Below are 16390 nucleotides of genomic sequence, written 5' to 3'. Positions count from 1 at the left end.
GAAACGGTGGTCATGGAAGTCAATGTCGAGCGGATCCGGCCGCGACTGCGCGGGGACGTCTACGTCATGCGCGTGCCGGAGGGTGCCTACATCCGTAGCAACCTGGGCGGGTCGATGCTCAAGGGTGCGTCGACATACGAGTTCATCCAACGGATCGCACCGCTGTTGGACGGCACCAGGACCCTCGGCGAACTCTGTGCGGCCGCGCCCGAGGCCAGCCGCGCCAACCTGGCCAAGCTGACGATGCTGCTGCTCGGCAAGGGCTACGTCAAGAACGTCCTGGACGACCGTCCGCACACCCTGCCCGCCGACCTGGCCAAGACCTACGCGGCCAACATCGCCTTCATCGAGTACTTCACCGAGTCGCCGGAACTGCGCTTCGAGCACTACCGCCACAGCGGCATCGTGCTGGCCGGATCCGGCCCGCTGCTGCAGGCCCTGACCAACTCGCAGCTGCGCTCCGGCGTGCGCACCGTGTCCCTCGCCCCCTTCGGCGAGCTCGACCGCGACCGCATCGCCGAGCACCTCGCCGCGGGCCGGGCGCAGGACCCGGAGCAGCGGATCGCCTACCTGGACGTCGACGCCGAGCAGCTCGACCGGATCGCGGCCGACGCCACCATGGTGCTGCACGTAGCGGACCGCCCGATGATCGAACGCGCCCTGCTGCTTCCGCAGATCGCGAGCTCCGCGGGCGCCGCTTTCGCACAGGCGGTCGTGACGGGCGACGAGGCCTGGCTCGGCCCGGTGATCGGCAAGGACGGCGACGCCACCGCCTGGGAGTCCGCCTGGCGCCGACTGCGCGCGCTCGCACCGGACCTCGTCGGCGCGGATCTGCGCGACCACCCGGAGGCCGCGCCGAGCGACTTCCTACGCGGCCCCACCGTCGCCCTGGTCGCCAACCAGCTGTGCTTCGCGGCCTTCCGGCACCTCACCGGCATCGACCCGGGCGCCGGAACGGATCACCTGGTCCGGTTCGACCTGGAGACCCTGGAGACCGCGAAGCACCCCTTCCTGGCGCACCCGCTCGCCCGGCCCGTCGTCCCCGACGACCCGGCCCGGCTGGCCGCACTGGCGGCCGCGGCGCCCGTCGACGACGAGGAGCTGGCCCGGCGCGCGGTGGACTGCGTCGGACCGCGAACCGGCGTGTTCGCGGAGGTCACCGAACGCGACTACGAACAACTGCCGCTGTTCGTCAGCGAGGTCGTGGTCTCGGACCCGGTCGGCCTGGCCGGCGGTCCGTTCCCGGTCCACGGCTGCGGCGAGAGCGTGGTCGAGTCGCGCCAGCGGGCCGTCCGGCACGCCTTCGAGCGCTACGCGGCCGTCATGGTCGACTCCCGCAAGGGCGACCGGCTGTACGGCTCGGACGTGCTGACCGGTGAGCCGGTCGCGGTCGACGCCGCGGAGGTCTTCCCCGCGCGGACCGCGGCCTCCGGGGACGACTGGGCCGCGGCCGTGCGCGCCGCCGTGGTCGCGGCGGCCACCGAGAACGTCGCCGCGGCACTCTCCGCCGCGACCGAACCGCTGCCCCGGTTGGACCTGGACGCGGTGGAGCTGGCCCCGCGCGGCGCGCGCTACCTGAAGCTGCTGAAGATCGTCGACCAGGCGTTCGAGGTCCATGACCTCTCCGACCTGCTCGGGCTGCCCACGTTCGCGTTCACCACTCCGGACGCCACCGTCGCCTGCACGAGCGATCTGGACGTCGACGTCGCGTTGGAGAAGGGGTTGGAGCGGACGCTGCTCGCCTACCAGTCCCGGGCCGCGAACCAGCCCGGTTACGCGCCGGCGCAGGTGCCCGACCTGCCCGAGCACCTGCGCGGGGAAGCCGGGGCGCGGCCGGCGTCCGTGACCCTCGACGAGGTCGTCACGAGGTTGACGCGCGACGGCGGCCGCGTGGTCGCGGTACCGCTCGACCACGATCCGCTCGTCGCCGAGCTGTGTCCGTTCGTGGTGCGCGCCGTGGTCGTCCATGGCTGACCAGCCCCAGGTGCTCCTCGAACCGCAGCAGGTGATCGTCGGGCCGTGGCCACCGGGCTGCCCGGAGTGTCTGCGCTCCCGGCGCGCCGCCTCGGCCTCCGCCGAACGCGCCGCCGAGATGGCCGCCGCGGTGCCGCACCGGGAGCTGCCGACCTTCCTGGCGGACACCGTCGCCGAGCTGGCCTCGGCCGGGTCCGGGGCGCAGCGGTTCTGGACCGTCGACCCGGCCGCGCTCACGCTGTCCCGGCACGGCTTCCTCACCGATCCGCACTGCCCCGCGTGTTCGGCAGTGCCCATCGACACCGAACAGGGCGCGAGGATTCTCCGCGAGCCGCGGCCCAAGCTCTCGCCCGAGTCGAGCCGCGTCCGCCTGCTGGACCCCAGCGGCCTCGACGCGACCTACGTCGACGGGCAGAGCGGCCTGATCCCCTCGATCACCGCCTACGCGCAGCACTCGTTCCCGTTCACCGAGGCCGTGCTGGCGGTGCCCGGTGTCACCATGGAGGCGGCCGGTTACGGCCGCACCCGGGACTTCGTGTCGGCGAGGGCCATCGCGGTGGCGGAGTCGCTGGAGCGGCTCGCCGCGTACGCGCCGAGCAAGCGGACGAGCGTGACGGCGAGCTACGCCGAGGTGGCCGAGGACGCGATCGATCCCCGCTCGCTGGGGCTGTACCCCGACGACCGGTTCGGCGTCCCGGGCTTCCCCTACCGGGAGTTCACCGAGGACGCGGTGACCAACTGGGTGTGGGGGCACTCCTTCGGCCAGGACCGGCCGGTGCTGGTGCCGGAGAGCTTCGTCTACTACCGGCTGCGGCTGTCCGGCGGGGAGGCCGGGTTCGCGTGCGAGATCTCCAGCGGCTGCGCCCTCGGGGGGTGTTACGAGGAGGCGGTGCTGCACGGCATCCTCGAAGTCGCCGAGCGTGACGCCTTCCTGATGGCCTGGTACGGGCGGACCCCGCTGCCCGAGATCGACCCGGCCACCGTACCCGACCGCAGGATCGCGCTGGTGGCCGAGCGCATCGAGCGCCAGGGCTACCGGGTGCGCGTCTTCGACACCACGCGGGAACACGGGATTCCGTCGTTCTGGACGTTCGCCGAGGACGTCACCGGAACCGAACGGCCCAGAGCCGTGTCGACCGGCGGCAGCGGGCTGCGCCCGACCGAGGCGATCCTGGCCGCGCTGCACGAACTCAGCCAGACCGTCGAATACGTGACCGTGCTCGCGCTCGATCCGGGCTGGCTCGACCGTGCCCGGCACCTGGCCGACCATCCGGACGACGTCCTGTCGATGGCGGACCACCTGCTCTGCGCCGCGAACCCGGCCACCTTCGACCGGTATTCCTTCTTGACCGACGACCCGGTGGCGTTGACCTGGCAGCAGGGACTCGAACGCTGGAACTGGCCGCGCAACACCGACATCGGCGCGGATCTCGACGAGTCCGTCCGGCGGTTCGCCGCGGCCGGCATGGACGTCGTCGCCGTCGACACCACCTCCACGGAACAGGCATCGGGAGGCTTCAGATGCGTCAAGGTGATAGCACCGGGCTCGGTGCCGATGACCTTCGGGCACACGGCCCGGCGAGTGACCGGACTGCCCCGGCTGCCCCAGGTGCGCAATCCGCACCCGCATCCCTTCCCGTGATCGAGGACGCCGTGATCGAGCGCGAGGACGGAGTCGGCCGGGAGTTCTGGCGAGTCACCCTGGAGGACCTCGCCGAGGCGATGGGAACCCGGCAGTCGGAGTACGGCAACCCGGACGAGCCGCTGAAGTTCAAGATCTACCGCGGCCGGCCCCGCCGCCCGCTGACGACCAGGGTGCCCGGGAAGCTGACCGCGGTCGAGGCCTTCGACGACTCGGCGCTGGCGACGCTGCTGCGCTACGGCTACGGCATCTCCCGGCAGGAGTTCGACACCAACGGCACCTGGCCGTACCACCGGATGGTCGCGTCCGCGCGCTGCCTGTTCGGTGTCCAGCTGTACGTGTGCCTGGCCGACGGCGTCTACCACTACGACGCCGCCCACGACGTGCTGGTACTGCTACGCGACGGGGACCACCGACGACTGCTCACCAGGGCGACCGGAACCGCGGGCAGCCTGCCGGAGGCCGTGTTCGTGCTCTCCGGGCTGTTCGCCAAAGCCGCGTACATCTACCGTGACTACGCCTACCGCCTGTGCACCCAGGAGGCGGGCCTGCTCGCCGGGAACATCGACCTGGTCGCGCGGTCCATGGGTCTGCGGGCTCACCTGCACCACCAGTTCGTCGACGAGCCCGTCCACCGACTGCTCGGACTCGACGCCGACGAGGAACCGGCCCTGCTGGTCATGCCACTGCACCTGGCCGGCGCCGTCACCCGGCGCGCCCCGGTCGTGGAAACGGCCGCGGCGCTGGCCGCGGGCATCGACCCGATCGAACCGGACGTGGTGCGCAGCGGACTGCGGGTCGCAGCGACCTGCCCGACGCTGACCGAGGTCAACCGCGCGTCGCTGCGCGTGGACACCGCGGCCTTCGCCACGGCCGAACCGGTCGTACCGGTCGTGTCCGACGGCGAACCGCTGGCCCTGCCCGGGACCGAGGTTCCGGAGGTGAACCTGGCGGACGTCCTGCGCGCCCGGGACTCCGGCCCGGGGATCTTCCGGCCGGTCGCGTCCCGGGTCGACGGCGTCGAACTGTGGGCCCGGCTGGCCCGGGCCCGCGCCGGGGTCACCAGCGACGCCGTCCCGGCCGGCGCGCCCGTCCCACTGGAGATGTTCCTGAGCGTCGGCGACCTCACCGGAATACCCGCGGGCGTCTACCGGCTCGACCCGCAGACCGGCGCCCTGCACCCGGTCGCCCGCGCGGCCGGCGGCGTCGACGCCATCACCGCGATCGAGCGCGTCACCATCCCGGGACCGGTGTTCCGGGACATGAACGCCGTCGTCCACCTCATCGGCGACCGCGACTGGGCGTTCGACACCTTCGGCGACCGCGGCTACCGCGTGATCAACCAGGAGGCGGGGCTACTCGCGCACCGGGTGTGCGTCGCGGCCGCGGCCCAGGGCCTGTCCGGCCGGGTCGTCAACGCCTACCACGCCGAGGGAGTCCGCGCGGCCCTCGGGCTGACCGAGCAACGCCACACGCCGGTCTTCCAGATCCTGCTGGCCCGGACGGGGCCGGGCGGACGCGTGATCGTACCCGTCGAACCCGAGGAGGTGGACCGATGACCAGCCTGTCGGAAGCCCGCCCCGGCGAGGCGCATCACCTGACCGGCTCGGCCGCCGTGGTCCGCCTCGCCGGAAGCCCGGTCGCCGTGCTGGAAGGGCTGCGCGGTGCGCTGAGCTGGCACGCCGCCCGGGAGTTGGTGCGGCTGCGCGCCGAGATCGCCGACGCCGCCGGGGCTCTGTCGGACCAGCTGTACACCGCGATCGGCGCCGCGGGCGACGGCGAGCGGAAGGCCGGACTGGTCGCGGTGCGCCGGGCAGTGCACCGCGGCCGCCGGGTCGATCCCGCGCGGCTGGCCGACCTGCCCGCCGAACTGACCGCCCCGGTCCGGGAATGGACCGCGCGGCTCGCCGAACGCGACCGGCTGACGGCCGAGTTGCCGGACCTGCTCGAACAGGACTGGGCCGCGAGCTGCCAGGCGCTGGGCGCCGCGGCCCGGCTGCCCGCGTTCCAACTCGGGCTCGTGCACGCCAATCCGGACGCGTTCCTGGCCCTGCGCAAGTGGTTCGGCACGGGACGCGCGCCGCAGCGCCAGACCGTGCTGCGCCTGGCGCAGTACCTCGCCCGTTCGGCGGCGAAGACCAGCCCGTACAGCACGTTCACCACCAGCGGCCTGGCCTCCTGGAGCCGGTCCGACGCCCTGGTCGAGCTGTCCGGGGGGCAGGTCGCCGCGGCGACCGCGACCGACATCAGCGTCGGGTCGCTGCACCGGATCGCGCGCGCCGTCTGCGAGCGCCCGGAGGTCGTCGGCCGCTGCCCGATCCGGATCAACCCCAGCGCCACCGCCACCGATGACACGCTGGTCTTCCTGGGGCGGCGTCCGGCCGAGCACGTGCACAGCCTCGCCCTCACCCCCACCCTGCGCCGGGTGATGGAACTGATCACGCCCGGGAGCACGCTCGACGATCTGCGGGGCACGCTCCTGGCCCAGGCGACCGACGGGAGCCAGGTCGACGTGTTCCTCCGGCGCCTGGTGACGCTGGGCGTGCTGGAACTCGTGCCGCCGCTCGCCGACCAGACCCCGGACCCGGTCGCCGACCTGCGCGCCTGGCTGCACCAGCTCCGGCAGCCCGGCCTGGAACGGCTGGACCGCACCCTGCACGGGGTGCAGGAGGCGCTGTCGAGCTACTCGACGATCGAGGCGCCCGGCGACCGGGTCGCCGTCCGCGACGCCGTGATCCGCGGTCTGGACACGGCCCTGCGCGAGGTGGGCGACCACGCCCACCTGAACAGCCCGAAGCTGGCCCAGGAGTTCGGCCGGTACAGCTTCTACGAGAACGCGGTGCACCCCGGCACGACGGCCGTGCTGGACCGGAGGAGCTGGCAGCCGCTGCTGGACGACCTCGATGCGGTGCGCACCCTGCTCGGCCTGATCGGGCCCGACCTGCCGTTCAAGCTCACGCTCAGCTCGCTGTTCCACAGCCGCTACCCGGCCGGCGCGGAGGTTCCGCTGCTGGTGTTCTACCGGGACGTGCTGGCCGAACAGTCCGCCGCGGACGAGGCGCCCCCGGCCGCGCGCGCGGCGCGGCCGACGCACAGCCGGTTCGCCGGCCAGGACAGCCCGGTCGAGGCCGTGCGCGAGCTGTACCGCCTGCGCACCGCCGCCAAGCGGCTGCTGGGCGAACGGACGCCCGACCGGGACAGCGTGGTCCGCGTCGGTCCCGAGGAGGTGCGCGCACTGGCCGAGGAATGGCCGGACTGGGTGCGCACACCGACCTCGGTCGCGGTCTACTGCCAGCTCGCCGAGGCCGCGCACGGACCGGAACTGGTGGTCAACAACATCAACTGCGGCTTCGGCCGGGGCCGCAACCGGGTGCGGCAGATCCTGGACACGCTCGACCTGCACAACGGCGCGCCGGCCGAACCGGGGCTGGCCGCCGGCCGTGACGACGTGCTCTTCGCCGAGTTCGAGGCCGTGGCCCGGTCCGCGATCAACGTCCGGAAGCCCGGTGTCGGGCTGGTCGTCGACTACCCCGGTGTGCGCAGCTCGCGCGAGCACGACGACCTGCTGCCGGTCAACGACCTGTACGTGCGGCGCGGCGACGACGGGCTGCTCGCGCTGGTGTCGCGGCGGCTCGGCAAGCAGATCTGCCCGGTGCACCCGGGGCTCGGTGACCGGCTGCTGCCGCCCGCCGCGCGGTTCATGGTCGAGGCGTTCGGCGAGTCCAACACCTGGTTCGGCCCGCACACCGAACTCCGGATGACCTCGGACCCGCGCGCGGACGACGGCGTGCTCCACCTGCCGCGGTTGATGGTGGGGAACGTCGTGCTGCGACGCGCCATGTGGATGACCCGCGCGGACCGGCTGCCCCGGCGGACGGACGCCACCACCGACGCGGCCTGGATGCTGAGGATGGCCGGTTGGTTGGCCGAACACGGCATCCCCGAGCGGTGCTTCGTGACCGTGCTCGACCCGGGCACGATCGGCCGGGACGGCACCGGCCGGGGGCCGGGCAACGACGCCAAACCGAACTACCTGGATTTCGCGAGCATGCTGCTGCTGCTCGGATTCGAACGCCGGCTCGCCGAGCCGAACGCGATCGTGCAGATCAGCGAGATGGTGCCGGACCCCGGCCAGATCCGCGGCGAGCGCGTCGCCGAGTACATCGTGGAACTCAACGAGCCTGGAGTCACCTATGTCTGATCGCACCTGGGTCAGCGCCCACCTCTTCTACCACGCCGACCAGGATGCCGTGATCGTCGGTGTCGTCCGGCCCGCGGTCGAACGGCTGCGCCGGGCCGGACAGGCCGACGGCTTCTTCTTCCTCCGCTACTGGGAGGGCGGCCCGCACGTGCGGCTGCGGGTGCTCACCCGGCCGGAACACGTCCAGCAGGTCCGTTCGGTCATCGAGGAGACCGCCGCGGAGTTCTACCGGACGTCCCCGTCGCAATCCCCGATCTCCGCGCAGGACTACGCCGAATCCGCGCCCGGTCTCGCCGAGCTGGAACGCATGACCAGCCACGACCCGGTGCTGCACCCGGACAACTCGGTCGCGTTCATCGACTACGTGCCGGAGACCGGGGTGTTCGGTACGGGCCGCGCGCTGGCCGCGGTCGAGAACCAGCTCATGGCGGCCAGCGTGCTGGCGGTCGAACTGATCGCCCGAGGTCGCACCCCGGGGCAGCGGGCCATGGACGCCTTCGCCATGCTGGCCGCCAACCGCACCCTGTTCACCGGCATCCTGCCCGAACTCGCCTATCAAGCACGGTTCATGGTGGAAAGCGGCGGCGCGGCGGCGGAGCTGCTGGGATCGGCGGAGTTCGAGCGGCACTTCGACGCGAACAAGGCCCAGCTGCGCGGCAGTCTGGAGACGGTGTGGGCGGCGACGAGGGGCGTCGCGCTGCCCGAGGCGTCCGTGGTCAGCAACTGGCTGTCGACCGTGCGGGAGCTCAACGACACCCTGGTCGAACTGGAGTTGCTGGGCCGACTCGACGCCTACCCCAGCTTCGAGGCGCCCGCCGACGTGCTGGGACACATCAACCACCTGGTACCGCAGCTGATCGTGGAACGGTGCGCGCACCTGATGTGCAACCGGCTCGGCATCAACCTGGCACAGGAGTCCCACCTGCGGCTGCTGCTGACCAGGGCCGCGTTCGACCTGTGCGCGGTGTGACCCATGGGCAACGCGGCAAGGCGCTACCAGGAGGACGTGCACTCCCCGACCGAGGTGGCGAACCCGGAGGCGTACCCGCCCCGGGTGGTCAAGAGCTACCCGGACGCACCGCGGCACCCCCTGCCCTGGCCACCGGAGAAGTCCGGCCACCGGCTGGGCAGGCTGCTCGCGGACCTCGGCGGCATCACCCGGTCACAGTGGCTGACCCCGCTGGACATGCTGCCCTTCACCGACAGCTTCGAGGCCATCCCGGACGACGATCCGCTGCAGTGGCTGGTGACCCGCCGCCCGACGCCGTCGGGCGGCGCCCGGTACAGCGCCGAGTGGTACGTGATCGCCGGTCCCGACTCGGAGGTGCCCACCGGCGTCCACTACTACGACCCGGCCCGGCACGACCTGGTGCGCCTGCGCTCGGGTGACTACCGGAGCTGGGTGGCGTCCCGACCCGCCGCCACCGTCCTGGTGCAGACCAATGTGTTCTGGCGGCTGGCCGCCAAGTACGGCGAGATGTACTACCGCCTCGCCTGCCTGGAGGCGGGAATCCAGGTGGCCCAGGCGCTGGTGGTCGCGGGCGACGCCAACGCCACGGCCCGGCTGTGCTTCCCCGACGCCGACGTCACCGAACTGCTGGGGCTCGACCCGCGCGAGGAGGGGGTGCACTCGGTCGTCGAGCTCGTTCCGCCGGTGCCCTCCGCGTTCGGCGGTCCGTCGCTGGCCGCCTTCCCGCGCGCGTTCGGCGCCCACGCGGCCGTGCTCGCCCAGAGCCGCCCCGGCCCTGAACCGCTGCCGGCCGAGCCTGCCGGAGAGGCCGAGCGGATCGGCCTGCCGCACGCGCGACCGGATCTGGCGGCCGGGACCCGGACCCGTCACGCGGCCATGCGCGGCTTCAGCGGGGAGGTCATGTCGATCGACGCATTGGCCACGATCCTCACCGCCTACGGCCAGCAGGCACGCTGGGACCTGCCGGCCGACCTGGTCGAGTTCTACTGCGTCATCGCCGACGTGGCCGGCATCCCGGCCGGTGCCTACCGCTACCTTCCCGGCGAGCACCAGCTGGAGCTGGTGAGCGAGGGCGATCCCCGGCAGCGACTGCGGGACGCCGCGCTGGCCGCGCTGACCCAGCAGGGCGCCCGCACGGCGAACGTGTGGCTGCTGCCGGTGGGAGACGCCGACGCCGCCGAGGAACGGTTCGGCGACCGCTGGTACCGGGTGCAGCAGGCGGCCGCCGGTGCCGCGCTGCACCGCGCCTGCCTCGCCGCCGCGTCCATCGACGTGGCGAGCCGGATCCAGAACGACGTGCTCACCCATCTGCTGGACGCCTGGTTCGGCCTGACGGGGCGGAAACGGACCCTGCTGATGGCGCACTTCGGTACGGAGCATCCGGCCGGGCAGCGCCCCGAGTTCCGGCTGACCTGGTGAGGAGAACCGCTCGTGAACGAGCACAGCGAACGAACGACCACGAGCTGCGCGTTCCGCGGAGCGACCGCCGGGCGAAGCGGGGCGGGCTCATGAGCAACGCGGTACTCGGTGCCGGCCTGTTGGCCGATGCCATCGCCCGGCGCCCGCCGTCGATGCTGGTGGTGGCGCGCGACGGCTGGGACACCGGCGACTGGTCCGCGGCGCACGACCGGGGCGAGCCCTGGCTGCCGGTGTGGACGGAGCTCGACCGGGTCGTGGTCGGCCCGGTCGTCCGGCCCGGCGAGCCCGGCTGCGTCTGGTGCCTGCAGAAGTGGCGCTCCAGCGCGCCCCAGCGCGACCAGTGGACCGCGGAGCTACGCAAGGACGACCGGATCGCGACCCAGCCGTCCCCCTGGCTGTCGGACTTCGCCGCCGACGCCGTGCACGAGCTGGTGCACTCGGGCGCCGCACGGGACTGCTGCTGGTACCTCGACCTGCGCGACCTGTCCGTGACCCGGCACGCGTTCCTCCCGGACCCGCTGTGCCCGGTCTGCGGCGTGCTGCCCGACGACACGGCCGCGCAAGCCGCGATCACGCCCCTGCCGCGGCCCAAGCCCAAGGCGCGCGCCAGCAGGATCCGCGAACTCTCCGAGTCCCGGCTGACCGAGCTGTACGTGGACGCCGAGACCGGAGTGGTCGCCCCGCCCAACGGCCTGCGCGACTCGCTGTTCCCGCTGGCCGAAGCGGTCCTGGCCGAGTACGGCTACCGCGGCGAGGCCGGGTTCGGACGTACCCGCGACTTCGCCTCCTGCCGGGCCACCGCAGTCGCCGAGGCCCTGGAACGGCTCGGCGGCCAATGGCCCTGGGGCAAGCGGACGACCGTACGCGGCAGCTACGCCGAACTCGCCGGGGACGCCCTCGATCCGCGGTCGCTCGGCCTGTTCCCCCCGGAGCGCTACCAGGAGCCGGACTGCCCCTACCAGCCGTTCACCGAGGACGCCGTGGTGTCCTGGGTGTGGGCGTACTCGTTCCGCCGGGCCCGGCCGGTGCTCGTCCCGGAGACGTACGCGTACTACCGGACGGCCATGCAACCGGGGGCCCGCGCGGACAAACCCTTCACCTTCGAGATCTCCAACGGCTGCGCACTCGGCGGCTGCCTGGAGGAGGCGATCCTGCACGGGATCCTGGAGGTCGTCGAGCGGGACGCGTTCCTGATGACCTGGTACGCCCGGATGCCCGTCCCCGAGGTGGACCTCGCCCGGGCGCCCGACCCGCGCGTCGGGCTCGTCGTCGAACGCCTCGAACGCACCGGTTACCGGGTGCGGGTCTTCGACATGACGCTCACCGAGGCGATCCCCGCGTTCTGGGTGCTGGCGCAGGACACCACCGGCGACACCACCCGGCCGAGGGTCGTCTGCACCAGCGGATCGGCGCTGGACCCGGTCGCCGCCGTGCTCACCGCACTCGGCGAACTGGCCCCCATCGTCGAACAGGAGGTGCGCAGGTACCCGGCCGAGGCCGAGCGGGCCCGGCGAATGGCCGCCGATCCCGATCTGGTGCGCATCATGACCGACCACTCGCTGTGCAGCGCCACGCCGGAGGCGTTCGACCGCTTCTCCTTCCTGCTGTCCGGCGACCGCAGGACCGGCTGGGACCAACTCGGTCGCGACCCCTGGCCGTTCCACGCCGATCTGCGGGACGACCTGACCGAGGCCGTGGACCGGATGCTGGCCGGTGGCACCGACGTCGTGGTCGTCAACCAGACCTCGCCGCTGCACGAGGCCGCCGACCTGCACTGCGTGAAGGTGATCGTGCCCGGCGCGCTGCCCATGACCTTCGGCCATCGCAACCGGAGGGTCACCGACCTGCCCCGGCTGCGGGAGGTGCCCCACCGGCTCGGGTACGCGCCGCGCCCGCTGACCGATGCCGATCTCAACCCCCACCCCCACCCGTTCCCATGACCAGCCACGCCACAACGTTCGCCGTACGCGTCGCGGGCCTGCCCGCCACCGTGCTCGACCAACTCGTCGACGAGCGGCTGCGACACGCCCTGCTGACGGCGGCGCACGCGGTGGCCGCGCTGACGGCGGACGCCGCGGTGCTGTCCGACCGCTGCCACGGCGTGATCGGGGCGTTGGCCGACCCTGGCGCCAAACCGAAACTGGTCGCGCTGCGCCGGACCGTGCACCAACTGCGCGATCCGGCGCGGCTGCTCGCCGAGCCCCCGGTCGCCGCCGCCCTCGGCGTCGAACTCACCGCGGACATCGCCGAGTTCGGCCACGCGGTGGGCCGGTACCGGGCTGACCGCGCGCAGTTGCCGACCGTGCTGGCCGAAGCGGACCGCGCCATCGCCGCGAACCTGCGCGAGATCGGCGCGGATCCCCGCTTCGACCAGGGCCTCGCGCACGCCAGCCCCACCCTGCACGAGGTCCTCCGGCGCAAGCCCGGGCGGCAGGAGCTGATCCGGCTGGCCGTCTACGCGGCCCGCGCCGCCGTCAAGACCAGCCCCTTCAGCACGTTCACGGCCAGCGGCCTCGGCCGGTTCGTCCCGGACGGGCCGGCGCTGCGCTGGGCCGCGACCGCGCCGGCCCGATCGGTCGTCGACCTCGACCTGTCGGTCCTCACCCCGCTGACCGCCGGGCTGGCCGGGACGAGGGTCCGGATCAACCCGAGCGCGCGCCTCGTGGCCGACAGCGTCCGGTTCCTCGGCCCGGCACCGGCCGAGGAACTCCTCACCCTGCCCCTCACCCCGCCGCTGCGGTACTGCCTGCGGGCCGCCGCCGGTCAGCCGACGCTGGCCGAGTTGGCCGCGGGCCTCCCCGCGCCGCCGGAGCGGGCGGCCGGATACCTGCGCTCGCTCCTGGCGTCCGGTCTGCTGCTGGTCCGGCCCGACCTCGACGAACACGGGGCCGACCCCCTGGGGCAGTTGGCGGAACGCGTTCCCGGGCTGACCCCGGTCCGGGAGACGCTGCGCGAGTACCGGGACGCGGACGGAACCGACCGGGTCGCGCTCGGACCGGTGCTGCGCGAGCGGCTCCTGGCCCTCGGCATCACCGGCACGGTGCGAGAGGTCGTCACCGAACAGTCGGTCATCCCCGGCGTCGTGGTCGAAGCGGGCCTGCCGTCCTGGCAGGACACGGTGGACGAACTGGCCGTCGCCTGTCGGCTGCTCGCGGTCTTCGACCACACGCTGCCCTTCAAACTGGCGATCGCCGCGTTCGTCCGGGAACGCTTCGGCACGGAAGCACCGGTGCCGTTCGACCGGTTCTACGCCGAACTGGTGCGCGACGGCCGCGAGGCGATGCGGCTACATCCCCGCGCTGTCGCCTTCGACATGACCGGGCCGACCGAAACCCTCGCGGCAAGCCCGATCGCGGAGGTACGCCACCTGGTCGGCCTGATCGCCGGCATCCGGCGCGCGATGCCGGACCGGCAGCGGATCGAGCAGGCGCTCGACGCGCTGCCGACCTGGGTGCGCCCGGCCGGGTCGGTCGCCGTGTACGCCCAGCACGACGGCACCGCGTTGATCGTCAACGCGGTGAACTCCGGCTTCGGCCGGGGCCGGTCCCAGGTGCGCCGACTGCTGCACCAGGTCGGGGAGGATCCGCTCCCGGTCGACCCGGTGCACCCGCCAGCGCCGACGTACGCGGAGTTCACCCAGACCCAGGCCACCTCGCTCAACCAGCGCGAGATCACCCTGCCGGACCGGCTCGACTACCCACCGCCCGCCCGGCTGACGGTCGGCGTGGGTGAGGACGGACTTCCGGTCCTGTTCGACAACGGGTCGGCCGTCCGGCCCGTCCACGGCGGGCTGTCCTACGAGCGGCTGCTCCCGCCGGTCATGGCGTTGCTGATCGAGGCATTCGGCGAGAACCCCATCCTGCTGCGGCCCGACCAACCGCTGCAGCACGACGCGAGCGCCGGCAGCGGGGAGGGCCGGGTGCTGCACGCGCCGCGGCTGACCATCGGGCGCGTGGTGCTCCGGCGAGCCACCTGGGTGGCCCAGCCGGGCACGCTTCCGCGCCGCGGAGCCGGCCAGCCCGACGCGGACTTCCTGCTCACACTGGTGACCTGGCTGGCCGAGCACGGCATCCCACCCCGGTTCTTCGTCTCCGTCCTGCGGACGGGCGCCGTGTCGGCGGGTGCGTTCGCCGGCGATCGCGCCCGCAAGCCGATGTACGTCGACATCGGGTCACCGCCACTCGTGCTGGCCTTCGAGCGGCTGGCCAGGGACCCGGCCTGCGCGGCGGTGTTCCAGGAGGTCGCACCGGAGCCGGAGACCGCCATCGTCGACGACAGGGGCGCGCCCCGAGTGACCGAGTACGTGATCGAGCTGAACTGTCAAGGAGATGGAAAATGACGGAGTCCTCGTGGCGCAGCGTGAACGTCTTCCACCACGACGGCGACCGGACCGATCTGCTGCTGGACGCGGTGCGCCCCTTCATCACGGCCGTGGCCCCTGCCGTGTCCAAGGTGTACTACCAGCCGCACTGGCGGCGCGGGCCGCACGTCCGCATTCCGATCCGGGCGAGCGCCGAGACCTTCGACGGCGTCGTCGCACCGGCCGTCGCCGACGTACTCCAGGAGTACCTGCGGGCACATCCGTCCACCGTGGTTCTGGACGAGCGGGCCGCGCACCCGCAGCACGTCCGGCTCGCCCGGTACGAGCGCGAACGCGGGCCGTTGACGCCCTGGGCACCCAACAACACCGTCGAGACCGGTCCCCACGACCAGCGCCTGCACGTGCTCGGCGGGCAGACCGCGGCGGACCTGCTCGCCGACTACTACGTCGACACCAACGACATCGTCTTCGACATCCTCGACTGGGTCCGTGGCGGCGGTTCGAAGATGGCGCTCGCAGTGGACCTGTTCATCGCGGTGGCGAACCGGTTCCTCCCGCCGGTGACCTACGGCTACATGTCCTTCCGCGGACACGCCGACGCCTTCATCGCGAAGATGCCCGACGGCCTGCGCGCACGGTTCGACCAGGTCTACGAGGCCAACGCGGAGCACTTCCGGCGACGGGTCGTCGAGATCACCGCGGCCGCCGACCACCACGAGGTCATCCTGTTCGGCGCTCTCCCGGACACCCTCCTCCACTACCGCAACCAGGCCGCCGGGCTCCTGGAATCCGGGGAGTTGACGCTCAACACCGACGAGAACGGCGACCCGGAGGCATGGGGTTCGACCTGGAGCGAGTGGTCCGAGCGCAGCCCGTTCCACCAGGCGCTCGGCGGCCACCGGGCAGCGGCCGACCAACTCGGCGGCTGGCAGGCCTTCCAGCAGTACCGGGTCGTACTCAACTGGCTGTACCTCAACATGTACCGCCTCGGCATCGGTGAGCTGGAACGCAACCTGATCTGCCATGTGGTCTCCCGCGCCGTCGAGGACGTGCACGGGGTGACCGCGCTGGACCGGATCCAGGATCTGATCGGTTTCGTCGACAGCGGCGGCCGTCTGTAGCCGGACCGCACGAGGACCGGATCGCACGAGGACCGGACCGCACGAAAGGGGGAGAGAAACGCATGAGCCACGCCGTCACCGTCAGCGGCCTCGTCAAGCGCTACCACCCGCACGCGGCGGCCGCCGTGGACGGTCTGAGCTTCACGGTCGACCGGGCACGGTCTTCGGCCCGCTCGGTCCGAACGGGGCGGGGAAGTCCACCACCGTCGGCGTGCTGACCACCCGGATCCTGCCGACCGCGGGCCGATGCCTGCTCTTCGGCACGGACGTGGTGGCCCGACCGGCCGCGGCCAAGCGGTTGCCCGCGGTCGTGCCCCAACGCCAGAACCTGGACCGTTCCCTGGACGTGCGGCAGAGCCTGCTCTTCCACGCGCGCTACCACGGCATCGGCCGGGCTGAGCGGCACAGCCGTGCCGACGAGTTGCTGGACCCTATTGGGCTCACCGACCAGGCCGGTCAACGGATCGAGCGGCTCTCCGGCGGTCACGCTCAGCGGGTCGTCATCGCGCGGGCACTGATGCGAGATCCCCGCCCGTCTAGTACGAGACCAACTACTACCTGACGAACACGAAACCCTGGTCACAGCCACGACCTGAATCTCTACCGAACCCGGGGCGATTCAGACCACCGAGAGGCGCGCATTGTTGCAAGAAGGGTTGACACTGCACGCAGGGTATTGGAAGCTCCCATTGGCCAACGCCGGGGACATTCACCTCGGTGATCTTTTTTACGATTGATTGTT

The 16390-nt window shown here is 72.4% G+C and carries 10 protein-coding genes and 1 pseudogene; all 11 read left to right on the top strand.

What is annotated here, in order from left to right; translation table 11 throughout:
- Positions 1 to 12: 12 nt before the first annotated feature.
- On the top strand, positions 13 to 1974 hold the full coding sequence (locus O1G21_RS33605; protein ID WP_270149014.1) for a hypothetical protein: 1962 nt from the start codon (positions 13 to 15) through the stop codon (positions 1972 to 1974).
- On the top strand, positions 1967 to 3616 hold the full coding sequence (locus O1G21_RS33600) for a TOMM precursor leader peptide-binding protein (RefSeq protein WP_270149012.1): 1650 nt from the start codon (positions 1967 to 1969) through the stop codon (positions 3614 to 3616). The genes O1G21_RS33605 and O1G21_RS33600 overlap by 8 nt, the downstream gene beginning before the upstream one ends.
- A complete protein-coding gene (locus tag O1G21_RS33595) occupies positions 3613 to 5175 on the top strand; it encodes a nitroreductase family protein (RefSeq protein WP_270149010.1) in 1563 nt (520 codons plus the stop codon). The genes O1G21_RS33600 and O1G21_RS33595 overlap by 4 nt, the downstream gene beginning before the upstream one ends.
- Entirely contained in the window at positions 5172 to 7817 is a 2646-nt protein-coding gene (locus tag O1G21_RS33590; protein WP_270149008.1) for a lantibiotic dehydratase, read from the top strand. The genes O1G21_RS33595 and O1G21_RS33590 overlap by 4 nt, the downstream gene beginning before the upstream one ends.
- Positions 7810 to 8787 carry a lantibiotic dehydratase C-terminal domain-containing protein gene (locus O1G21_RS33585; RefSeq protein WP_270149006.1) on the top strand — a complete coding sequence of 326 codons (978 nt, stop codon included), beginning with the start codon at positions 7810 to 7812 and terminating at the stop codon, positions 8785 to 8787. The genes O1G21_RS33590 and O1G21_RS33585 overlap by 8 nt, the downstream gene beginning before the upstream one ends.
- A 3-nt stretch (positions 8788 to 8790) precedes the next feature.
- Positions 8791 to 10206, top strand: coding sequence for a nitroreductase family protein (locus O1G21_RS33580; protein WP_270149004.1), 1416 nt, complete (start codon positions 8791 to 8793; stop codon positions 10204 to 10206).
- Between the two features lie 89 nt (positions 10207 to 10295).
- Entirely contained in the window at positions 10296 to 12146 is a 1851-nt protein-coding gene (locus O1G21_RS33575; RefSeq protein WP_270149002.1) for a TOMM precursor leader peptide-binding protein, read from the top strand.
- Positions 12143 to 14545: a lantibiotic dehydratase gene (locus O1G21_RS33570; RefSeq protein ID WP_270149000.1), complete on the top strand. Its 2403-nt coding sequence runs from the start codon at positions 12143 to 12145 to the stop codon at positions 14543 to 14545. Before O1G21_RS33575 ends, O1G21_RS33570 begins: the two co-directional genes overlap by 4 nt.
- Positions 14542 to 15648: a thiopeptide maturation pyridine synthase gene (locus O1G21_RS33565; protein WP_270148999.1), complete on the top strand. Its 1107-nt coding sequence runs from the start codon at positions 14542 to 14544 to the stop codon at positions 15646 to 15648. The genes O1G21_RS33570 and O1G21_RS33565 overlap by 4 nt, the downstream gene beginning before the upstream one ends.
- Positions 15649 to 15710: 62 nt before the next feature.
- Positions 15711 to 15866 carry a hypothetical protein gene (locus O1G21_RS33560; RefSeq protein ID WP_270148997.1) on the top strand — a complete coding sequence of 52 codons (156 nt, stop codon included), beginning with the start codon at positions 15711 to 15713 and terminating at the stop codon, positions 15864 to 15866.
- A pseudogene (locus O1G21_RS33555) lies at positions 15857 to 16210 on the top strand (ATP-binding cassette domain-containing protein); the annotation flags it as partial. The gene O1G21_RS33560 and the pseudogene O1G21_RS33555, both read left to right, overlap by 10 nt.
- Positions 16211 to 16390 lie beyond the last annotated feature (180 nt).

This window comes from Kitasatospora cathayae, assembly GCF_027627435.1.
Classification (GTDB): Bacteria; Actinomycetota; Actinomycetes; order Streptomycetales; family Streptomycetaceae; genus Kitasatospora; species Kitasatospora cathayae.
Note: the sequence above shows the minus strand (reverse complement) of the source record. Positions and strands in the feature narration are given on the sequence as shown.

Coding starts and splice junctions, on each gene's coding strand:
- O1G21_RS33600 (WP_270149012.1), top strand. CDS start 1,967: ATGGCTGACCAGCCCCAGGTGCTCCTCGAACCGCAGCAGGTGATCGTC.
- O1G21_RS33580 (WP_270149004.1), top strand. CDS start 8,791: ATGGGCAACGCGGCAAGGCGCTACCAGGAGGACGTGCACTCCCCGACC.
- O1G21_RS33605 (WP_270149014.1), top strand. CDS start 13: ATGGAAGTCAATGTCGAGCGGATCCGGCCGCGACTGCGCGGGGACGTC.
- O1G21_RS33575 (WP_270149002.1), top strand. CDS start 10,296: ATGAGCAACGCGGTACTCGGTGCCGGCCTGTTGGCCGATGCCATCGCC.
- O1G21_RS33560 (WP_270148997.1), top strand. CDS start 15,711: ATGAGCCACGCCGTCACCGTCAGCGGCCTCGTCAAGCGCTACCACCCG.
- O1G21_RS33565 (WP_270148999.1), top strand. CDS start 14,542: ATGACGGAGTCCTCGTGGCGCAGCGTGAACGTCTTCCACCACGACGGC.
- O1G21_RS33585 (WP_270149006.1), top strand. CDS start 7,810: ATGTCTGATCGCACCTGGGTCAGCGCCCACCTCTTCTACCACGCCGAC.
- O1G21_RS33590 (WP_270149008.1), top strand. CDS start 5,172: ATGACCAGCCTGTCGGAAGCCCGCCCCGGCGAGGCGCATCACCTGACC.
- O1G21_RS33570 (WP_270149000.1), top strand. CDS start 12,143: ATGACCAGCCACGCCACAACGTTCGCCGTACGCGTCGCGGGCCTGCCC.